Below are 20,827 nucleotides of genomic sequence, written 5' to 3' on the forward strand. Positions count from 1 at the left end.
TAGGGCATCTCGCCGACTTCATGTCGAACCTGAGGCAGATTCACGTTGCGCAAACAGCCGCGACACTACCAGGCGATCCAGCGCCCACACCACGATCAACGACGCGCCAACCAGTGGGAAAATGATCGCCAGGCCCAGCATGATCACCATCGCGGTCTTCCACTTGGGCAGGTCGTGGCGTATCGGCGGAACACCCAAGCCACCCGCTGGCCGCCGCTTCCACCAGATCACTAGGCCACTCACGGCACTGAGCAGAATCATCAGGCAGATCAGCAGCACGATCAGTTGATTGACCCAGCCGAACATCTTGCCTTCGTGCAGCATCACGCCGGTTTCGGTGGCCCGTGCCACGAGGTTGTAGTGCTCCCACCGCACATCGGCCAGCACCTTGCCGGTGTACTGGTCTACGTGCAGGGTGGCGTCATTGCGCGGGTCGTTGGCGAACACCGCGATGGTGAACACACCTTCTGCGGTGGTGGGAAAGGTGATGCTGTAGCCAGGCTCGACCTTACGCGCGTTGGCCAGGTCGACCACCTGTTGCAGGCGCAAGGTCGGCGCGGCTGGCGCTGAATGCATCGCGCCGTGATTCATGTGCTCGGCATGGTCGCCAGACATCGGCATTGGCGTGTTTTCCATGGCCCAGGGCACCGTCTGCTGGGCCGCAGTGTTGAGCACCCGCGCCTGCTGGTCCGACTGTGGCACCTGGTTCCACATCGCCGCCGGGAATGTGTTCCACAAGTCGGCGTACTGCTTGCCCCAGAAGCCGGTCCAGGTCATGCCACTGAGCAGCATCACCAGCAGCAGCGACGCGCCCCAGAAGCCAGTGACCGCGTGCATGTCACGCCAGAACACCCGGCCGCGGCTGCTGACTCTTGGCCACAGCACGCCCGCCGAGGATTTGCCGCGCGGCCACCACAGGTAGAGGCCCGACACCACCAGCATCACGCCCCAACCGGCGGCGAGTTCCACCAGCCGATCGCCGACGGTGCCAATCATCAATTCCCCGTGCAGCGTACGGGCGATGGCTTGCAGGTTGTATTTGGCGTCCTGTTCGCCGAGTACCGTGCCGCGGTAGGGGTCGACGAACACCGTCACTTCGCGCCCGTCGTTGTGCATCACAAACTGCGCACTGCTGGTGGCGTCGGCCGGCGGCAAGTACTTGCTGATGGCAGCCTTGGGGTAGGCCGCCTGGGCGCGTTGCAATTGCTCGTCGGCGCTCAGGGCGTGCTCGGCGGTCTGGACCTTGAGCAGGTCGCTGTACATCAGCGGGTCGAGCTGGGGTTTGAACAGGTAGATGATGCCGGTCAGGGCCAGCAGCACCATGAAAGGGGCGACGAAGAGCCCGGCGTAGAAGTGCCAGCGCCAGGCCAGGTTGTAGAAAGATATTTTTTGAGTGCTCATCAGGTGCTCCGCAAGGCTTGTTATTTATCCGGTCATGACCTGTAGGAACCGGCTTGCCGGCGGCGGCAATCTAATCGACGCCATCGCCGGCAGCCGTCTCCTACAGGGGGGGCGTCAGAAGCTCATGTCGACTTTGGTCCAAAGGGTCCGGCCTGGCTCCTTGATGGCCTGCGGGTCACTGGCCGGGTAACCGAACCCGGCGTTGCCGGCCAGGTTCAGGTGCTCGGCGTAGGCTTTGCCGAACAGGTTGTCGACACCGGTGCTGACCTTGAAGTGTTTGTTGATGCGGTACGCCGCGTTCAGCGAGAACACGCCAAAACCGCCGCTCTTGTCGAAGTCCTTGCCGACCACGTTGCCTTTGTTCTGGTCGATGCGGTGTTGCGCCGCGACCACACGCCACAACGCGCCGGCACTCCAGTCGTCTTCGCTGTAGGTGAGGCCGAAACGTGCATCCAGTGGCGGCATTTGCGGCAGGGCCTTGCCGTCGCTGCTGTTCTTGCCCCAGGCGTAGGCGAGGGTGGCGTCGGCTTTCCAGTTGCGCGTCAGTTTGTACGCTGCGCCCAATTCACCGCCCATGATGCGCGCATCCACGTTACGCGCCTGGGAAGTGGTGCCCATCATGCCGGGCTTGTAGTCGAACAGGATGAAATCCTGCACTCGGCCGATGTAGCCCGAGGCCCAGGCTTCAAGGTCCTCGGCCTTGTACTGCGCGCCGAAGTCGAGTTGGGTGGTTTTCTCCGGCTTCACGCCGTCAAAGGCATTCACCGAACCGACCGCGCCGGTATTGGGCGAAAACAGCTCCCAGTAATCCGGGAAGCGCTCCGAGTGGCCCAGGCCTGCGTAGAGGGTGGTGGGGCTGTCGGCCAGGTCGTGTTCATAACGCACGAAGCCCGATGGCAAGGTATCGGCGCGGGTGTCGTCAGCAGTCGGGTTGGCGCGGCTGCTCATGCCCGAGCCGGTGGTTTGCCGGAAGTCTTTGGCCGAAGCGCGGTCCAGGCGTGCGCCGGTGATCAGGCGGTCGCGGTCGGCGGCGTACCAGGTGAGTTCGCCGAACACGCCGTAGTTGTGAAAGTTGGCGTCCTTGACCCGTGGCAGATCCTTGTAGGTGTCGATGCCCATGCTGCTGCGTTGGCGATGTTCGTTGGTCTGCGCGTCCAGGCCGCTGATCAACTGCACATCGGCCCAGCGCCAGGTGGCCTTGATGCGCGCGCCGAGGGTGCGGCGGTCGACGTTGGAGGCCATCGGCCCGGCCATCATCCCGGTGCCCGACGGCGTGCGCAGGCTGTAGTTGTCCATCACATGGTCGGCGTAGTTGTAGTAGACCTGGGCCTCGACCTTGTCCAATACCTCGCCGATGTTGGATTTTTCAAAGCGCAGCCCCAGGCTCTCGCGCAGGAACTGCGAGCCGTCCATGCCGCGCCCGGCGTAGCGGGCTTCGCCATCGCCACGGCCAGCGGTGAGTTCCAGCAAGGTGTCGGCGTCGGGGGTGAAGCCGACCGCCACATCGCCATTCCACTTGTCGTAGCGCGAGGCAACCGTGTCGTTGTTGCCGTCCTTGTAGTCATCGGCATGGGCCTGGTTGCCGATCACCCGTACGTATCCCAGCGGGCCGCCGGCGGCGGCATCGATGACTTTGTCGAAGCGCCCGTTGGAGCCGGCCAGCACACTGGCGTTGAGCCGCGTGCCCAGCTCGCCGAACTGCTCCGGCTCGCGCTCGAACAGGACGGTGCCAGCCGACGCGCCGGGGCCCCACAGCACGGTTTGCGGGCCTTTGATCACGGTGAGCTTGTCGTAGGTTTCCGGCGAGATGTAGGAGGTGGGGGCGTCCATGCGGCCAGGGCAGGCACCGAGCATCATGCTGCCGTTGGTGAGGATATTCAGGCGTGAGCCAAACATGCCGCGCAGCACCGGGTCGCCATTGGTGCCGCCGTTACGCACCAGGGCAAAGCCGGGGATGGTCTTGAGGTAGTCGCCGCCATCGCTGGCGGGCACCGGTTGGCGCGGGTCCTTGGGGTGGGTGATCACCGTCAGTGGTGAGCTGGGGGCAATCGCGGTGATCACGGTCGGGCTCAGTTCATGCTCGTCGGCGTGAACGTGGGGCGCCAGTAATGCGCCGCATAAGGCAGCGAGCACGGGGGTACATCCCAAACGGGTGTCAGCAGAAAACCTGGACATGACAAATTCCATCAATCATTCGTAAACAACACGGCCAGCAGCCTGCGGCTGTCTGTCTAAAGTCGGCCGGGGTGAAGTAACGGTGTTAAGTGCTTACGAAGCGATGGGCGGCGCGCGGCTGCGGGCGCCGGGGAAGATGCTCTGCCGGGCATGGCCCAGGCGTGTGGCGGGGGTGAGGGCGCTGGCGGGCGGCGGGCTGCTCAGGGTAAAGGTTGAAATGCCGCCGGGCAGGGCTGGGCAGCTATAGAGCAGGTCACAATAGCCGCACTTGGACCAGAGGGCGTGGTGTTCGTCAGGGGCTTGCTTGTGATGGGTTTCGCCGTGCTCCATCGGCATGTCCATGGACATGGACATACCGGCGTGATGATCCATCGGCATCGCTTGGGAAATCAGCGGACCGATAAAGATCATCAGCATGGCGAACAGGCTGATCCAACTGCCGCTTCTCAGGCGGGAGTGTGGAGATAACCTGGCGCGAGGGGCGCCCATCGGGAGTCTACCTACTGGGCGTGCTTATGCTCGTGGGTGGCCATTGGCGGCGTTTTTTGCACGCTGACTTCCACCTCGACCTTGCCGGCTTTCTCGAAGGTCAGGGTCAGCGGGAATTGCTTGCCGTCGGCCAACAGGCTGCGGTCCTTGAGGCCCAGCAGCATCACGTGATACGCCATGGGCGCGAAGGTCAGATCGCCTTTGGCCGGTACGGCCACGCTGGGCACTTGTTGCATCTTCATCAAGTCGCCTTGCATCACATGCTCGTGCAACTCGGCCTTGTCCGCCACGGGCGTCTCGACACCGAGCAAACGGTCCGCCGTTTCGCCGGTGTTATGAATCACGAAATACGCCGCGACAGTCGGCGCATTGGGCGGCAACTCCTGGGACCAGGGTTCACGGATCTCCAGTTCGCCGACCTTGTAGTCATCGGCATTGGCAGCACTGAACACCGGCAACAACAACGCAGCCAGAAGCAGGGAAGATTTGAGCATGGCAGTTCTCCAGAACGGTTCTAAACGCAGTTCACTTGCGAAGAAATCAGACCGTCGGGGGAGGCGCGGGGGTTAAGACTCGGCCATTGCTGGCGCGGGGTAGGTTGCCGGAGCGCAGACGGCGTCAGGTGCTGGAACGCGTCGAACCGCGTCACATACAACTGCGGCACATGCCCCGGCAACGCCACCACCGGCGTCGAGCCCGAGCAGCACCAGCAATGCTGCATGGTGGAGTGATCGTCCTGCTGCGGCGCCGGAATCTCCAGTTGGCCCATGGCAATAGTCTTCAGACTGGCACCATTGGAGGAGCAGAAGCTGCCCCACAGCAATTGCTGCACCGGGTCCTGGGATTGCTGCATCGCACTGGCCATCGGCATGGCAAAGGCGTTGAACAGCACTGCAAGGCAGGCGATCCAGGCGATTGCAAAGCGTTGACGGGCCATGGCGGACAATCCGTAGGGTTAAACGGTCAGGCGGGTATTTAGCCTGATCGTAGGGGAGAAGTAAAAACAGGGCATGTGGTTTGGTGTCGCAGTGCCAGTGGTTGAGGATAGACGGGAACTGAGAGGTTGCCGATATCAAGGACAACGCGGTGCTAAATGTGGGAGCGGGCTTGCTCGCGAAAGCGGAGTGTCAGCCAATACATCAGGTGACTGATACACCGCATTCGCGAGCAAGCCCGCTCCCACAGGGGATAGTCGTCGTTCAGAAAACGGTGATTGTCTGCAGCACCGCGGCCACGCTGGTGAATTCTTGATCTACGGCTGCCAACACCGGCCGCTTCAACACCAACACCGGCACCCCAAGCTCCCTTGCCACTTCCAGCTTCGGCTCCGTCGCGGTGCTGCCGCTGTTCTTGCTGATCAACACATCAATGCCACGCCGTGCGAACAACGCACGCTCATCTTCGATCAAGAACGGCCCACGCGCGCCGATCACTTCACAGCGCTCGCTCCCCGGATACACATCCAACGCGCGCAGTGTCCAGAACTGCTCCGGCGGGATTTCATCAATGTGCTGCAACGGCTCGCGGCCAAGCGTGAACAGCGGACGCTTGAAGGGTTTAAGCGCTTCAATCAACGAGGCCCAATCACTGACCTCGCGCCAATCATCTCCCGTCTGCGGCTGCCACGCCGGTCGGCGCAAGGCCCAGCAAGGCACGCCGCTCAACTGCGCAGCCTCGGCCGCATTGCGGCTGATCTGCGCCGCGTACGGATGGGTCGCGTCGACAATCAGCCCAATCCCTTCATCTCGAACAAATCGCGCCAAGCCCTCGGCACCACCATAACCACCGACCCGCACCTGGCATGTCAGGTCGGTGGGCACGCGCCCAACCCCGGCCAGGCTGTAGATATGTTCCGGGCCCAGCGTACGAGCAATGGCCAGCGCTTCAGTCACCCCACCCAACAGCAAGATGCGTTTCATAGCGGCTTGACCACTTCCAGCAAGGTAATCGGCAACGCCTGGCGCCAGGTATCGAATTCCCCCAGCGGCTGGGCCTGCGCCACATGGACGCGGGTCAACTCGCCGCCATGTTGCGCGCGCCAGTTCATCAAGGTCATTTCACTTTGCAGGGTCACAGCATTGGCGACCAGGCGGCCACCGGGGCGTAGATGTTGCCAGCAGGTGTCGAGCACGCCTTCGCGGGTGACGCCGCCGCCGATGAAGATCGCGTCCGGTGCTTCCAGGCCCAGCAAGGCCTCGGGCGCCTTGCCGCGAACCAACTGCAGGCCAGGCACGCCAAGCGCATCGCGGTTGTGTTCAATCAGGCCTTGCCGACCTTCATCCGCTTCAATCGCCAGTGCTCGGCAACTCGCGTGCGCACGCATCCATTCGATACCAATGGAGCCGCTGCCCGCGCCCACGTCCCACAGCAGTTCACCGGGCATCGGGGCGAGGCGGGCGAGGGTCATGGCGCGCACGTCGCGCTTGGTCAATTGACCGTCGTGCTTGAAGGCTGAGTCGGGCAGGCCCGCCAGGCGTGAAAGGCGTGGTGTATCGCTGGAGGCCACGCACTCGATGGCGACCAGATTCAAATCGGCGACTGAGGTGTGTTGCCAATCAGCAGCCAAACCATCGATGCGCCGCTCATCCGCACCGCCCAGGTGTTCAAACACGCTCAACCGGCTGGGCCCGAACCCTGACTTAGCCAACAATGAGGCAATCAACGCCGGACTGCGCCCGTCATTGCTCAATACCAGCAATCGCACGCCACTGGCCATGTGCGCATTCAGCACCGCCAATGGCCGGGCGACCACGGATAACGTCACCACCTCCTGCAACGGCCAGCCCAGCCGCGCCGCCGCCAGGGACACCGATGAGGGCGCCGGTAAAATCAGCAACTCCTGCGCTGCCACCTGCCGCACCAGACTGGCCCCCACGCCATAAAACATCGGGTCGCCGCTGGCCAGCACACACACCGGCTCGCCACGCCGCGCCAGCACGGGTTCCAGGGAAAACGGGCTCGGCCACAACTGACGCTCGCCCCGAATACACACCGGCAACAGGTCCAACTGGCGCTGACCTCCTATAATCCGAGTGGCGCGCAACAGGGCATGCCGGGCATTCCTGCCCAGCCCCTTGAAGCCGTCTTCACCGATGCCTACAACCGTCAGCCAGGGCGACATATGGATTCCTTGAACGACATCCGACGGGCAGGCTTTTCATGCCAGCGGACAAAGCAGGCATAATACCGCGCCTTTACCTGTGAACCGGTAGCCCCGTGAACCCAACACACACTGCGAATACCTTGCGCCCCTCGGCTTGTCCGGGGTTGCTGCGTATCGTCCAGGCGTTGGATGGCGGGATTTGCCGGATCAAACTGGCCGGTGGTTCCATCACCAGCGAGCAAGCCCATGCGGTGGCGGATGCGGCCCAGGCTTACGCGGGCGGGGTGATCGAGGCGACCAACCGCGCCAACCTGCAGATTCGCGGGATCGGCGCCGAAGAGGACGCCTTGATCGCCAAGCTGCTGGCCGCAGGCCTGGGCCCCAGCAACGCGGCCGGTGACGATGTACGCAACTTGATGCTCAGCCCCAGCGCCGGCATCGACCCGCAGATGCTGTTCGACACCCGCCCGCTGGCCGATGAAATCCTCGCCACCCTGCAAACCCATCCGCGTTTCCATGAGCTGTCGGCCAAGTTCGCCGTGCAACTGGATGGCGGTGAAGCCCTGGCGATGCTCGAACATCATCATGACGTGTGGCTGTCGGCCTTCGTACGCGATGGTGAGACGCTCCTGGCGTTTGGCCTGGCCGGTTCCCCAGGGCTGGATGCACCGTTGGCGGCCGTGCCGTTGGCGCAGGGCCATGCGCTGGTGGTGGCGGTGCTGGAGGCGTTTCTTGACCTCGCCACCCCGGAACAAACCCGCATGCGTCATCTGCCTGTGGATAACGTGCGGAACCGTCTGCACCTGAAGCTGCTGCCGGTTGACGGCTTCAAACGCCCGCCCAACGGCGCTTTGCTGCACCTTGGGACTTATCCACAGTCGCAACAGAATCAGTTTTACGTTGCTGCGATCGCACCCTTGGGTCGCCTGGACGCGACGATGCTCAGGGGTGTCGCGCAACTCGCCAGCGAGTACGGCGACAGCACGTTGCGCTTCACCCCTTGGCAGGGCGTGCTGCTGCCCAACGTCGAAAAGCCTCACGCCGTGACCGAGCGCCTGGCGCAACTGGGCTTTCTCTGCTCGGTCGACCAACCGCTGGCGCGCATGACGGCCTGCACCGGCTCCAGCGGCTGCGGCAAAGGCCTGGCCGACACCAAGGCGGACGCCCAGCAACTGGCCGCGCTCGACCCAGGCGTTGATGTGCACGTGTCCGGCTGCCCACGTTCCTGCGCCGCTGCGCACGTTGCGCCGGTGACCCTGTTGGCAGTGAGCCCCGGCCACTACGACCTCTATTTCCGCGATGCAGCCCACCCAGGTTTTGGCCGGCTGCACGCGCGCACCCTTTCCATTGAAGCGACGGGCGCCTTGCTGCGCGCTCGCCCACGGAGCAACACCGATGATTGATTACATCCGCGACGGTCAGGAGATCTACCGCAACTCCTTCGCCATTATTCGCGCGGAAGCCAAGTTGGACCGCATCCCGGCCGACCTGGAAAAACTCGCGGTGCGCGTGATTCATGCCTGCGGCATGGTCGAGGCCATCGACGGCCTGCAGTTCTCCGAAGGTGCGGGCAAGGCCGGGCGCGATGCGCTGGCCGCCGGTGCGCCGATTCTGTGCGATGCGCGGATGGTCTCCGAAGGCGTGACCCGCGCGCGGCTGCCAGCCAACAACGAAGTGATCTGCACCTTGCGCGACGACAGCGTGCCGCAATTGGCACGGGAGTTGGGCAACACCCGCTCCGCTGCGGCGCTGGAGCTGTGGCGTCCGCACCTCGAAGGCAGCGTGGTAGTGATCGGCAACGCGCCGACCGCCTTGTTCTACCTGCTGGAAATGCTCGACGCCGGCGCACCGAAACCGGCGTTGATCCTCGGCTTCCCAGTGGGTTTCGTTGGCGCCGCCGAGTCCAAGGCGATGCTAGCCGCCGACAGCCGTGGCGTGCCGTTCGTGATCATGCAGGGCCGCCTGGGTGGCAGTGCCATGGCCGCCGCCGCAGTGAATGCCCTGGCCACGGAGGTCGAATAATGCAGGCACGCGGACGTTTGATCGGCCTGGGCGTGGGGCCGGGTGACCCGGAACTGATTACCCTCAAGGCCCTGCGCCTGCTGCGCGAATCGCCGGTGGTGGCGTACTTCGTGGCCAAGGGCAAAAAGGGCAACGCCTTCGGCATCATCGAAGACCACCTGGTGCCGCAACAGACCCTGATGCCGCTGGTGTACCCGGTGACCACCGAGGTATTGCCGGCACCGATGTCCTACGAGCAAGTGATCAGCGATTTCTACGACGCTGCCAGTGTTGACGTCGCCGCGCACCTGGATGCCGGCCGTGATGTGGCGGTGATCTGCGAAGGCGACCCGTTTTTCTACGGCTCCTACATGTACCTGCACGACCGTCTCGCCGAGCGCTACGACGCCCAGGTCATCCCAGGCGTGTGTTCGATGCTCGGCGGCGCTTCGGTGCTCGGCGCGCCGCTGGTGTATCGCAACCAGAGCCTGTCGGTGCTCTCGGGCGTGCTGCCGCATGAGGACTTGAAGCGCCGCCTGGCGGACGCCGACGCAGCGGTGATCATGAAGCTGGGCCGCAACTTCCCCAAGGTGCGCCAGGTGCTGGAAGAGCTCGGCCTGGCCGAGCGTGCGTTGTATGTGGAGCGCGCGACCATGGCCAACCAGAAAATCGTACCGCTCGATGAGGTGGAGCCGATGTCTTCGCCGTACTTCTCGCTGATCATCGTGCCCGGTGAACGGTGGCAAGGTTGATCAGCCCGGCGATTGTCATCCTCGGCCAGGGTAGCCTGGTCACTGCGCGCAAGATCCAGCAGGTGTACCCCGGTGCGCTGATTCATGGCCTGGCCGGGCGTGTCGACGGTGCAGACCAGGCTTACAGCGAGTTCGGCGCAACCCTGCGCCAGCTCTATCAACAGGGCACGCCGCTGATCGTGCTGTGCGCCGCCGGCATCGTGATCCGCACCCTGGCGCCGCTGTTGCTGGAAAAAGGCGAAGAGCCCGCCGTGCTGGCCGTGGCCGAAGACGGCAGCGCGGTGGTGCCGTTGCTGGGTGGCCTGGGTGGCGTGAACGTCATGGCGCGGAAGATTGCCGCTGCGTTGGACGTAGCTGCTGCGATTACCACCAGTGGCGAGCTGCGTTTCGGCACCTGCCTGCTCAACCCGCCCAAGGGCTATGAGTTGGCCGATCTGGAACTGGGCAAGCGCTTCGTCTCGGACCTGCTGGCCGGCGAAAGCGTGCGCATCGAAGGCGCGGCGCCATGGCTGGACCAGGCCAACCTGCCCCAGGATCAACAGGCACGCCTGGCGATTCACGTGGGCAGTGCCGAGCGCACACCCGCCGCCAATGAATTGCTGATCTACCCGAAGAACGTCAGCGTGACCTGCCAGCCCGGTGCGCAGCTGGCAGTGCGCGTTCGCACGGCATTGCATGAGGCCGGCATCGCCGTGCAATCCCTGGCGTGCCTGCTGGCCAGTGATACTCAGATGGCCGAAGCGTCGCTGCATGAGGCGGCGTTGGAGCTGGGCGTACCGTTGCGGTTCGTCAGCGCCAGCCAAGAGGCCGATATCGTGATCGATGTCGCTGAGCAGCCGTTGGACCTGTCGCAAGTCGGACGTCTGCGTGGCCGCCTCGCCGTGATCGGCCTGGGTCCTGGTGCGGCCGAGTTGATGGTGCCTGCGGTGAAGGCTGAACTGGCACGTTGCACCGACGTGCTCGGCTACGAAACCTACGTGCGCATGGCCGGGCCGTTCCGCGATGATCAGGTGCAGCATTGCACCGATAACCGCGAAGAAATGCAGCGCGCGCGCCATGCCTTCGAACTGGCGGCCCAAGGTCGCTCGGTGGTGGTGGTGTCGTCCGGCGACCCTGGCGTATTCGCCATGGCCGCTGCGGTGATCGAGGCCTTGCACGAGTCCGACGACCCGGCGTGGCATCAGGTCGACCTGCAGATCCTGCCCGGTGTCTCGGCCTCACTGGCCACAGCTGCCCAGGCGGGCGCGCCGTTGGGCCATGACTTTTGCGTGATGTCGCTGTCGGACAACCTCAAGCCTTGGTCGATTATCGAAAAGCGCCTGGACCTCGCGTCCCAGGCCGACCTGGCCCTGGCGTTCTACAACCCGATCTCGCGTTCGCGGCCATGGCAACTGGGGCGCGCCCTGGAAATCGTCGCGCTGCATCGCACGCCGCAAACACCGGTGGTGCTGGGTCGCGATATTGGGCGCCCGGGGCAGACCTTGCGTGTGACCACGCTTGGGCAACTGACGCCGGAGCAGGTGGACATGCGCACCATGGTGCTGATCGGCTCCTCCACCACCTGCACCTTCCCCCGTGCCGGTGGCGGTGAGTGGGTGTACACGCCGCGCTGGTACGGCGAGAAACCCGCCTCCTGAAAACGACCGGTTGGCTGCCTGAAAGCGCTGAATGACCCAGGGAATTTCCTGATGTTGTTCGGCGCTTTTTCTTTTTATTGCGACGAACTCTGGAAGCTCGCCAGGCACCCTGCATGATTGCTGGGCGCCAGGGTTTGACGCGTGGCGCCAAGGGATTTTTATCGTCTGGAAAACCCGTCGGGCACTGGACTAGGGTGGGGTTAAGCCTCGAGTTGGGGTGCTTGTGGAGAATCAAAATGGAGCGACATCACAGACGGATCAACAGTACAAAAAGGCGCAAGTTGATTGCCGCCTACAAACTGCCGGGAGCGCCTGGCGCGCAGAAGACTGTACCGCTGGACACCGAAGACGACTTCAACGCAGCGGTGGTCAACAACAGCGTGATTTCCTTTGCCGAAGGCCTGTCCGGCCTGAACCGCGAATACATCCGTAAAAGCTATCTGCTTGCCAGCAGCTATGTCAGCGATGTGTTGAACGTGCACCGGGGTACCGAAGATTGGTACGACGAGTTCATCAAGGTGATGGTCAGCCTGGGGTGGTTGCCGGTACGCAGCAGCTTCGAGCGGGTGTCACGCTCGGGCAAGGGCCTGACCGTGCAATTGGCTGCGCTTAATCTCATCGCCAGCGTGCTGGCGTCGACGTCGTTGACCGCGCCACTGCTGACCCTGCTGCCAAAGCTGGCGGCCGATGCGTTGGAGGCATTGAAGCAGACGCCGGCGTCTTTCGAGTTGTTCAAACGCAACAGCGCCGTGCACCAGGGCGGTGATTTCGGCCTGGCCTCCTGTGCTGAAACAGACGGGGAGCTGATGATGGTGCTGGTGACCTACAGCACCCATGGCGTGAGCAAACAGGTGGGGTTGCCCTTCCTGGAGTGGGACAGTTCTTCGTTCGAGGCCTTCAGCGGGCAGACGTGTCTGGTGCTGAATACCTCGGTGGTCAACGAAAAGACCCTGCAACTGATGCGCGAGAGTGCGGGGGACAAGGTCCAGCTGGCGATCGCCAAGTACCGGATTTAGGGCACCAGATAGCCGCGTACGCCGGTAAAGATGATTTGCGCGGCCAGGGCGCACACGAACAGTCCCATCAAACGGCTGACAATCTGCAAGCCCTGGTCGCCGAGGATGCGTTCGATACGGTTGGACAGGTACAGCACCACGCCCACTGTAAGGCTGGCCAGGGCAATGCTGAGGATGGCAGTGATCTTGTCGTCCCAGTGTGGCTGGCTCACGCCCATCACCAACAGTGCACCGATGGTGCCGGGGCCGACGGTAAGGGGAATGGTCAGCGGCACGATGGTCACGTCTTGCTGCACGTTGTCGGTCTGCACCGCCGACTTGCCCTGGGCCATGCCCAAGGCGGAGATGAACAGCACACTGCCGGCGCCGATGCGGAAGGCGTCGACGGTGATGCCGAACACACTGAAAATCACCCGGCCGAACAGGTAGAGCAACACGCTTGAAACCAGGGTCGCCAGCGCCACCTTCCACGCCAGCCGCCGCCGCTCTTTGCTGGAGTAACCACGGGTAAGGCTGATAAAGCAGGACAGCACGAAGAACGGGCTGTAGAGCACCAGCATTTTCAGGTAGACGCTGAATAACACGTGGAGCATGTGAGTGGCTCGCGATGGGAGAAGTGTGTCGAGTCTATCAGGCGCCAGAGATCAAATGTGGGAGGGGCTTGCTGTGGTGAGCGGGCTTGCCCCGCGCTGGGCCGCGAAGCGGCCCCAATAAAAACGCCGCGTTGTGTCAGGCACTCCGCGGCGTTGGGTTTTAGGGCCGCTTCGCAGCCCAGCGCGGGCAAGCCCGCTCACCACAGCAAGCCAGCTCCTACGGGAGATCGTGTTTCAGGTCAGGAGGGCGCGTGTTCGGGTCGTTGCTGACGCTGTGCCACCCAGAACTCCACCAGCTCGCGCAACTGCGACAACTCCACCGGCTTGGCCATGTGCCCATCCATCCCGGCCTGGCGTGCGCGTTCTTTATGTTCCGACAGAATGTGCGCCGTCAACGCCACCACCGGGGTGCGGATGCGCTGGTGGCTGACTTCCCACGCGCGCAGTTGTTGAGTGGCCGAGAAGCCATCGAGGATCGGCATTTCACAATCCATCAACACCAGGTCATAGCGCTGGGCCTTCATCGCTTCCAGGGCTTCTTCGCCGTTGCTGGCGGTGTCCGGGTTGAGGTTGAGCTTGCCGAGCATGCCGCGGATCACCTTGGTGGAAATGCTGTTGTCTTCGGCCACCAGGATACGGAAATCGCTGGGCACGGTGACGGCCGCCGGGGCGTTGAGGACTGGGCGTGGCGGGATGCTGCCTTTGCTGCGCTGGGTCAGTTCGTCGGCCAGGGTGGTCTTGAGCGTGTAGCCGGCCACCGGCTTGGCGAGGATGCGCTTGATCCCGCAATTGCGCGCGATGATCTTGCTCGGCGCATTGCTGATGCCGGTGAGCATGATCAGCAGGATGTCGTGGTTCAGGCTCGGGTCTTCCTTGATCTTCGCTGCCAGTTGCATGCCGGTCATGCCGGGCATGTTCTGGTCCAGCAGCACCACGTCGAAGTAGTCACGCAGGTGCGCCTTGGTACGCAGCAACGCCAGGGCTTCCTTGCCCGAGGGCACCGCGCTCACGTTCAGGCCCCAGGCCGAGCACTGCTGCACCAGCACTTTGCGGCAGGTGTCGTTGTCGTCCACCACCAGCACCCGTGCACCTTTGAGTGGGCCGTCGAGGTCGGAGGTCGGATGTTCCAGGCGTTGCGGGTCCAGCGGCAGGGTCAGCCACAGGGTGCTGCCCTGGTGGCTGCCGCTCTTGATGCCGAATTCGCCGTTCATCAACAGGATCAACTGGCGGGCGATGACCAGGCCCAGGTGACCGTTCAGGCGGGTGGCCGAGAAGAAATTCTTGCTGTGCAGTTCGCTGTGCAGCAGGGCGTCGCGCTCGGCCGCTTCCATGGGCAGGCCGCTGTCTTGTACGGCAATGCGCAAGCGCGGCTTGGTGCTGCGGTCATCGAGGGCGACGACGATCAGCACTTCGCCCTCGTCGGTCTTTTGCAAGGCGTTTTCCAGCAGGCTCAACATGGCCTGACGCAGACGTGTCGGGTCGCCGCTGATCACGCGAGGCACCTGGGGCTGGATAAAGCTGATCAGTTCGACGTTCTGCTGCTCGGCCTTGGCGCGGAAGATACTCAGGCAGTCTTCGATCAGCGCATTGAGGTCGAATTGCACGTCGTCCAGTTCGATCTGGCCGGACTCCAGCTTGGAGATATCGAGGATTTCGTTGATCAGCGTGAGCAGTTCGTTGCCGGCGCTGTGGATGGTCTGCACATAGTCGCGCTGCTTTACCGACAGCGGCGTGCCCAGCAGCAGCTCGGTCATGCCCAGCACGCCGTTCATGGGGGTGCGGATCTCATGGCTGATCTTGGCCAGGAACTCGGCCTTGGCGGCGATCTCGGCGTTGCTCGCCGCCAGGTCGCGGCTGAGGCTGAAACGCGCCTCGACAATTGCGCGCTGGCGTTCGCCCAACGCCAGGCTCATCAACAGGCCGCTGAGGCAGATAAAGGCCAGCAGCGTGACGATCAGGCCTTGGGGCGAGACCATCGTCAGGCCCAGCAGCGCCGGCAGGATGATCAGCGTGCCGATGTTGAACACCACCATCGCTGCCACGAACAGGCGTGCCGGGCGGTAGCCTTTCTGCCAGTGATAGGCCGAGATAAACAGCATGCTCAAGCCGGCCAGGGCCACCAGGGCGTAGGTGATGATGTTCAGCGGCAAAGTGTTGACGAACAACAGCAGCAGGCCGCACAGCACGATGAACAGGATGTCGGCCATCAACAGTTTGTTCAGCGGGTGCGGGCCCAATGGCATGAAGAAACGGTAGGCAAACATCAGCCCGCACGGTGCGGTCAGCAGCAGCGCCAGGTAGGCGCCGGGGGTCTGGATCGCATGCCAGTTCGGCAGCCACGGGCCCACCAGGTTGAGCAGCAGTGCCAGGCTGAGCATCAACAGCACTTCGCAGGCCGCCAGCCACAGGCTGCTGCGCGAGCGGTGGTAGGCGAAGCGCGTCAGGTTGTGCAGGATCAGCATCAGCAGGCAGCCGAACAGCAGGCCGTAGATCAGCGTCTGGGTCTGGTCGGCGGCGGCGAGCACGGCCGGTTCCAGGGTGATGTAGGGGCGCAGTTCGTGCTCCGAGACCAGGCGCAGGTAGACCTCGAGGGGCTTCTGGCTCTGGGGCATCGGCAGCATGAAGTCACTGCTGGGCAGCGGCCGCTCAGCCTGGGGCTGGCGAGTGCCGGTGCTTTGCTGTTCCACCAGGGTGTCGCCGTCCAGGACATAGAGGCTCAGGTGTGACAGATCCGGGGCGAATACCCGTAGCACTTGTTCGTGCTTGCCGGGTTGCAGCTTGAAACGTACCCACAACGCACCGTCCGGTTCCGCAGCGGTAATGCGGTCCAGTTCGATGGGGCTGAATTGATTGGTGTAGCGCGAGGAACGGATGTCGCTCAGTTGCAGGTCGGCCTGTTCATCAAGCAATACTGCCCAGCCACTGCCTTGCGCGGCGGCCTGGGCCGGGAGCAAGCAGAGCAGTGTCAGCAAGCTGACAGTAAAACCTATGGCGATCCTGAGCCAGCGCACGGCGAAATCCCTTCGTAGGTTGATGCACGAGTTAACTATGCGCGGGGAAGCCTGCATACGGCAAGGGCCAGAGGCCCTTGCCTAGCCGAATGGACAGCTATTGACGGCGGCTGCTTAGCTGTTCTCGCCCCGTTCACGGGCGATGGCGCGATAGCCGATGTCCTTGCGGTAGAAACAGCCGTTCCAATCGATCTTCGCCGCCAGCTTGTACGCTTGTTGCTGCGCGGCGTCGACACTGGCGCCCATGGCGGTTGCGCACAACACGCGGCCACCGGCGGTGACGACCTTGCCATCCTTGAGCGCGGTGCCCGCATGGAACACCTTGCCTTCCAGCGTAGCCGCGGCGTCGAGGCCATCAATGACATCGCCCTTGGCGTAGTCGGCAGGGTAACCACCGGCCGCCAGCACAATGCCGACGCTCGGACGTGGGTCCCACTGCGCTTCAACCTTGTCCAGGGCCTGGGCCAGGGCGGCTTCCACCAGCAGTACCAGGCTCGACTGCAGACGCAGCATCACCGGCTGGGTTTCAGGATCGCCGAAGCGGCAGTTGAACTCGATGACTTTCGGGTTACCGGCTTTGTCGATCATCAGGCCGGCATACAGGAAGCCGGTGTACACATTGCCTTCATCGGCCATGCCGCGCACGGTCGGCCAGATCACCAGGTCCATCACGCGCTGGTGCACGTCGGCGGTGACCACTGGGGCAGGGGAGTAGGCCCCCATGCCGCCGGTGTTCGGGCCGGTGTCGCCGTCGCCGACGCGTTTGTGGTCCTGGCTGGTGGCCATCGGCAAGACGTTCTTGCCGTCAACCATCACGATGAAGCTGGCTTCTTCGCCGTCGAGGAACTCCTCGATCACCACGCGTGAACCTGCGTCGCCAAAGGCGTTGCCGGCGAGCATGTCGCGAACGGCGTCTTCGGCTTCCTGCAGGGTCATCGCCACGATCACGCCTTTACCGGCCGCCAGGCCGTCGGCCTTGATCACGATAGGGGCGCCTTTTTCACGCAGGTAAGCCAGGGCCGGCTCGATCTCGGTGAAGTTCTGGTAATCGGCCGTCGGGATCTTGTGGCGGGCCAGGAAGTCCTTGGTGAACGCCTTGGAGCCTTCCAGTTGGGCAGCGCCGGCGGTTGGGCCGAAGCAGTCCAGGCCACGGCTGCGGAACAGGTCCACGACGCCGGCCACCAGCGGGACTTCCGGACCGACGATGGTCAGGGAGACGTTCTTTTCAGCAAAATCTGCCAACTGCTCAAGGGCCAGCACGTCGATCGCGACGTTCTCGCATTTGGCTTCAATGGCGGTGCCGGCGTTGCCGGGGGCCACGAACACTTTCTGGACGCGCGGGTCCTGGGCAACTTTCCAGGCCAGGGCGTGTTCACGGCCACCGCTGCCAATGATCAAAACATTCATTTCAAAAACCTCGGATGACGCAAATTCTTGGGAACACTGTGGGCGCTTTTCTGTGGGAGCTGGCTTGCCTGCGATGCGGGCGCCTCGGTGTAACAAGTGCACCGAGGTGATGCTATCGCAGGCAAGCCAGCTCCTACAGAAGCCAGTGCCCACCAGGCAATGTTGGATCAGTGACGGAAGTGGCGCATGCCGGTGAAGACCATGGCGATGCCGGCTTCGTCAGCAGCGGCGATCACTTCAGCATCACGCATCGAACCGCCCGGTTGGATCACGGCGGTCACGCCGGCTTTCGCGGCATTGTCCAGGCCGTCACGGAACGGGAAGAATGCGTCGGAAGCCATCACCGAGCCCACCACCTGCAAACCGGCGTGCTCGGCCTTGATCGCAGCGATACGCGCCGAGTTCACGCGGCTCATCTGGCCGGCGCCGACACCGATGGTCTGGCGGTTCTTGGCGTAGACGATGGCGTTGGACTTCACGTACTTGGCCACTTTCCAGGCAAAGATCAGGTCGTTGATCTCTTGCTCGGTCGGGGCGCGCTTGGTCACCACTTTCAGGTCTTCGCTGCCGATCATGCCGATGTCACGGCTCTGTACCAGCAAGCCGCCGTTGACGCGCTTGTAGTCCCAGGCAGCTGCGCGGTCAGCCGACCACTCGCCGCAGGCCAGCAGGCGCACGTTGGCTTTGGCCGCCACGATGGCACGGGCTTCTTCGCTGACGCTTGGGGCAATGATCACTTCGACGAACTGACGCTCGACGATCGCCTTGGCGGTCTCGGCGTCCAGTTCACGGTTGAAGGCGATGATGCCGCCGAACGCCGATTCGGTGTCGGTGGCGTAGGCCAGTTCGTAGGCCTGGCGAATGCCACCTTCCGCGTCCGGGCTCACGGCCACGCCGCATGGGTTGGCGTGCTTGACGATCACACAGGCCGGCTTGACGAAGCTCTTCACACATTCCAGCGCGGCGTCAGTGTCGGCCACGTTGTTGTAGGACAGCTCCTTGCCTTGCAGTTGGGTCGCGGTGGCAATGCCGACTTCGGCCGGCTTGGCCTCAACGTAGAACGCCGCGCTCTGGTGCGGGTTCTCGCCGTAGCGCATTTCCTGGGCCTTGATGAACTGGCTGTTGAAGGTGCGCGGGAACTGGCTGCGACCTTCGGTGCTGAGGGTTTCAGCGGCCTGGTTCACGGTACCCATGTAGTTGGCGATCATGCCGTCGTAGGCGGCGGTGTGTTCGAACGCCTTGAGCATCAGGTCGAAACGCTGGGCGTAGGTCAGGCCACCGGCCTTCAGGTTTTCGAGCACTTGGGCGTAATCGCTGGCGTTGACCACGATGGCCACGTCTTTGTGGTTCTTGGCTGCCGAGCGCACCATGGTCGGGCCGCCGATATCGATGTTTTCGATGGCGGTCGGCAGGTCGCAGCCTGGCTTGTTGATGGTGGCTTCGAACGGGTAGAGGTTAACGGCCACCAGGTCGATCGGCTTGATGCCGTGCTCGGTCATGATAGCGTCGTCGATACCGCGACGGCCAAGGATGCCGCCGTGGATTTTCGGGTGCAGGGTCTTGACCCGACCGTCCATCATTTCTGCGAAACCGGTGTAGTCCGCCACTTCCACTGCGGCCACGCCGTTGTCCTGCAGCAGTTTGAAGGTCCCGCCCGTGGAGAGGATTTCCACGCCCAGGGCTTCCAGCTCCCGGGCAAATTCGAGGATCCCGGTCTTGTCGGAAACACTGATCAAGGCGCGGCGGATCGGCAGGCGGGTAGTCTGGTCGGTCATTTCAATTTCCATCAAAAGCAAAGGAGTCAGCAAAAAAGGCGACCGTTTTTACGCGGGCGCCTTTCTGGTTTGATTGAATGCTTACAGCAAATCGTATTGCTTGAGCTTTTTGCGCAAGGTGCCACGGTTGAGGCCCAGCAGCTCACTGGCTTTGGTCTGGTTGCCCTTGACGTAGTTCATCACGCTTTCGAGCAAGGGCGCCTCGACTTCGGAGAGCACCAGGTTGTACACGTCCGTGACGGAAGCGCCCTCAAGGTGGGCGAAATAATTGTGCAGCGCCTTCTCGACACTCCCGCGAAGGGTCTGGCCTTCTTCGCTCGGCGTGTTGAGGTGCTGTTTCAAATTGACGTTGTCGCTCACGGGTGCTGTTCCACTCACTAAAGTCTCGGTCATCATCGTCATGCGGCCACCCCCTCTCCGTCCCCTGTCCTCAGGCTCTTGTAACGCTCGCTGAAGAACTCACGAACGTTGGCGCACTGTGCTTCCGTATCATCCAAACGATTGAAGTGGGCGCGAAACTCCCTGGCGCCCGGCAGGGTTGCGAGATACCAGCCGACATGCTTGCGAGCAATGCGTACTCCCATCACGTCTCCATAGAAGGCGTGCAGGGCGGCCAGATGCTCTAGCAGAATACGTTCCACCTCGACCAACTCCGGTGCCGGCAACACTTCACCGGTACGCAGAAAATGCTCGATCTCACGGAAAATCCACGGCCGCCCCTGGGCAGCCCGGCCAATCAACAAGCCATCGGCGCCAGTGGCGTGCAGCACGCGCCGGGCTTTCTCGGCTGAATCGATGTCGCCATTGGCAAACACCGGCATCGACACCGCCTGCTTGATCGCAGCGATGGTGTCGTACTCGGCTTCACCCGTGTAAAGGTCGGCGCGGGTGCGGCCATGCACCGCCAGCGCTGTAATTCCTGCCTGTTCGGCGATCTTCGCCACCGTCAGGCCGTTCTTGTTGTCCCGGTCCCAGCCGGTACGGATCTTCAGGGTGACCGGCACATCGACTGCGGCGACAACGGCCTGCAGGATCTCGGCAACCAACTGCTCATCTTTCAACAGCGCGGAACCGGCGGCCTTGTTGCAGACCTTCTTGGCCGGGCAGCCCATGTTGATGTCGATGATCTGCGCCCCCAACTCCACGTTGGCCCGGGCCGCATCCGCCAGCATCTGTGCATCACCACCGGCGATCTGTACCGAGCGGGGCTCGGGATCACCTTCGTGGATCATGCGCATCCGCGACTTGCGGGTGTTCCACAAGCTCATGTCGCTGGTGACCATTTCCGAGACTACTAGACCCGCGCCCAAACGCTTGCACAGCTGACGAAAGGGCTGGTCGGTGACGCCCGCCATGGGGGCGAGAATCAAGCCGTTCTGCAATGTGTATGGGCCGATGCGTACCGCCGACATAGGACTTCCCTGTTGTGGGGCCGGATCATTAGAGTTCGAAAAAGGGTTGGCATGA

General features: G+C 63.0%; 18 protein-coding genes. 5 read left to right on the forward strand and 13 right to left on the reverse strand.

All coding sequences use genetic code 11. The features are described from left to right. Positions 1 to 18: 18 nt before the first annotated feature. The 7 genes from KHP07_RS21965 to cbiE all read right to left on the reverse strand — a co-directional run bounded on the left by KHP07_RS21965 (position 19) and on the right by cbiE (position 7,186). Positions 19 to 1,401 (reverse strand): PepSY-associated TM helix domain-containing protein, encoded by a 1,383-nt coding sequence (locus tag KHP07_RS21965; protein WP_214498015.1) that lies wholly within the window; start codon positions 1,399 to 1,401, stop codon positions 19 to 21. Positions 1,402 to 1,515: 114 nt separating this feature from the next. Beyond that, positions 1,516 to 3,576: a TonB-dependent copper receptor gene (locus KHP07_RS21970; protein ID WP_100491595.1), complete on the reverse strand. Its 2,061-nt coding sequence runs from the start codon at positions 3,574 to 3,576 to the stop codon at positions 1,516 to 1,518. A 93-nt stretch (positions 3,577 to 3,669) separates the two neighbouring features. Next, positions 3,670 to 4,065, reverse strand: coding sequence for a DUF2946 domain-containing protein (locus KHP07_RS21975; protein WP_078046661.1), 396 nt, complete (start codon positions 4,063 to 4,065; stop codon positions 3,670 to 3,672). A gap of 11 nt (positions 4,066 to 4,076) precedes the next feature. Continuing rightward, positions 4,077 to 4,559 (reverse strand): copper chaperone PCu(A)C, encoded by a 483-nt coding sequence (locus KHP07_RS21980; RefSeq protein WP_078046662.1) that lies wholly within the window; start codon positions 4,557 to 4,559, stop codon positions 4,077 to 4,079. A gap of 20 nt (positions 4,560 to 4,579) precedes the next feature. Beyond that, positions 4,580 to 5,002: a DUF2946 domain-containing protein gene (locus KHP07_RS21985; RefSeq protein ID WP_214498016.1), complete on the reverse strand. Its 423-nt coding sequence runs from the start codon at positions 5,000 to 5,002 to the stop codon at positions 4,580 to 4,582. Between the two features lie 262 nt (positions 5,003 to 5,264). After that, positions 5,265 to 5,984, reverse strand: coding sequence for a cobalt-precorrin-6A reductase (locus KHP07_RS21990; protein WP_078046664.1), 720 nt, complete (start codon positions 5,982 to 5,984; stop codon positions 5,265 to 5,267). Continuing rightward, complete coding sequence (gene cbiE / locus KHP07_RS21995; RefSeq protein WP_078046665.1) at positions 5,981 to 7,186, reverse strand: precorrin-6y C5,15-methyltransferase (decarboxylating) subunit CbiE; 1,206 nt, start codon at positions 7,184 to 7,186, stop codon at positions 5,981 to 5,983. The genes KHP07_RS21990 and cbiE overlap by 4 nt, the downstream gene beginning before the upstream one ends. A gap of 95 nt (positions 7,187 to 7,281) precedes the next feature. Here cbiE and cobG point away from each other — a divergent pair, with 95 nt between their 5' ends. The 5 genes from cobG to KHP07_RS22020 all read left to right on the forward strand — a co-directional run bounded on the left by cobG (position 7,282) and on the right by KHP07_RS22020 (position 12,574). Further along, on the forward strand, positions 7,282 to 8,571 hold the full coding sequence (gene cobG, locus KHP07_RS22000) for a precorrin-3B synthase (RefSeq protein WP_352152535.1): 1,290 nt from the start codon (positions 7,282 to 7,284) through the stop codon (positions 8,569 to 8,571). Then, complete coding sequence (locus KHP07_RS22005; RefSeq protein ID WP_078046667.1) at positions 8,564 to 9,190, forward strand: precorrin-8X methylmutase; 627 nt, start codon at positions 8,564 to 8,566, stop codon at positions 9,188 to 9,190. The genes cobG and KHP07_RS22005 overlap by 8 nt, the downstream gene beginning before the upstream one ends. Beyond that, complete coding sequence (locus KHP07_RS22010) at positions 9,190 to 9,921, forward strand: precorrin-2 C(20)-methyltransferase (RefSeq protein WP_078046668.1); 732 nt, start codon at positions 9,190 to 9,192, stop codon at positions 9,919 to 9,921. The genes KHP07_RS22005 and KHP07_RS22010 overlap by 1 nt, the downstream gene beginning before the upstream one ends. Then, the gene (cobJ, locus tag KHP07_RS22015) at positions 9,921 to 11,558 is read left to right on the forward strand and encodes a precorrin-3B C(17)-methyltransferase (protein WP_214498039.1); all 1,638 of its coding nucleotides are present in this window, start codon (positions 9,921 to 9,923) and stop codon (positions 11,556 to 11,558) included. The genes KHP07_RS22010 and cobJ overlap by 1 nt, the downstream gene beginning before the upstream one ends. A gap of 236 nt (positions 11,559 to 11,794) precedes the next feature. Further along, a complete protein-coding gene (locus KHP07_RS22020; protein ID WP_078046669.1) occupies positions 11,795 to 12,574 on the forward strand; it encodes a hypothetical protein in 780 nt (259 codons plus the stop codon). Here KHP07_RS22020 and tspR read toward each other — a convergent pair. The 6 genes from tspR to dusB all read right to left on the reverse strand — a co-directional run bounded on the left by tspR (position 12,571) and on the right by dusB (position 20,772). Beyond that, positions 12,571 to 13,167 (reverse strand): type III secretion system genes modulator TspR, encoded by a 597-nt coding sequence (gene tspR / locus KHP07_RS22025; RefSeq protein ID WP_003217330.1) that lies wholly within the window; start codon positions 13,165 to 13,167, stop codon positions 12,571 to 12,573. The two genes, KHP07_RS22020 and tspR, sit on opposite strands and share 4 nt — an antisense overlap. 239 nt (positions 13,168 to 13,406) lie before the next feature. Next, on the reverse strand, positions 13,407 to 16,178 hold the full coding sequence (locus KHP07_RS22030; RefSeq protein ID WP_099493461.1) for a hybrid sensor histidine kinase/response regulator: 2,772 nt from the start codon (positions 16,176 to 16,178) through the stop codon (positions 13,407 to 13,409). Between the two features lie 114 nt (positions 16,179 to 16,292). Next, positions 16,293 to 17,585 (reverse strand): phosphoribosylamine--glycine ligase, encoded by a 1,293-nt coding sequence (purD, locus tag KHP07_RS22035; RefSeq protein ID WP_214498017.1) that lies wholly within the window; start codon positions 17,583 to 17,585, stop codon positions 16,293 to 16,295. A 167-nt stretch (positions 17,586 to 17,752) separates the two neighbouring features. Next, complete coding sequence (gene purH, locus KHP07_RS22040) at positions 17,753 to 19,360, reverse strand: bifunctional phosphoribosylaminoimidazolecarboxamide formyltransferase/IMP cyclohydrolase (RefSeq protein ID WP_214498018.1); 1,608 nt, start codon at positions 19,358 to 19,360, stop codon at positions 17,753 to 17,755. Positions 19,361 to 19,441: 81 nt separating this feature from the next. Then, positions 19,442 to 19,762 (reverse strand): DNA-binding transcriptional regulator Fis, encoded by a 321-nt coding sequence (gene fis, locus KHP07_RS22045; protein WP_003221275.1) that lies wholly within the window; start codon positions 19,760 to 19,762, stop codon positions 19,442 to 19,444. Further along, a complete protein-coding gene (gene dusB / locus KHP07_RS22050) occupies positions 19,759 to 20,772 on the reverse strand; it encodes a tRNA dihydrouridine synthase DusB (protein WP_099493459.1) in 1,014 nt (337 codons plus the stop codon). Before dusB ends, fis begins: the two co-directional genes overlap by 4 nt. Positions 20,773 to 20,827 lie beyond the last annotated feature (55 nt).

Source organism: Pseudomonas sp. VS40 (assembly GCF_018587885.1).
In the GTDB taxonomy this organism is placed as follows: Bacteria; Pseudomonadota; Gammaproteobacteria; order Pseudomonadales; family Pseudomonadaceae; genus Aquipseudomonas; species Aquipseudomonas pergaminensis.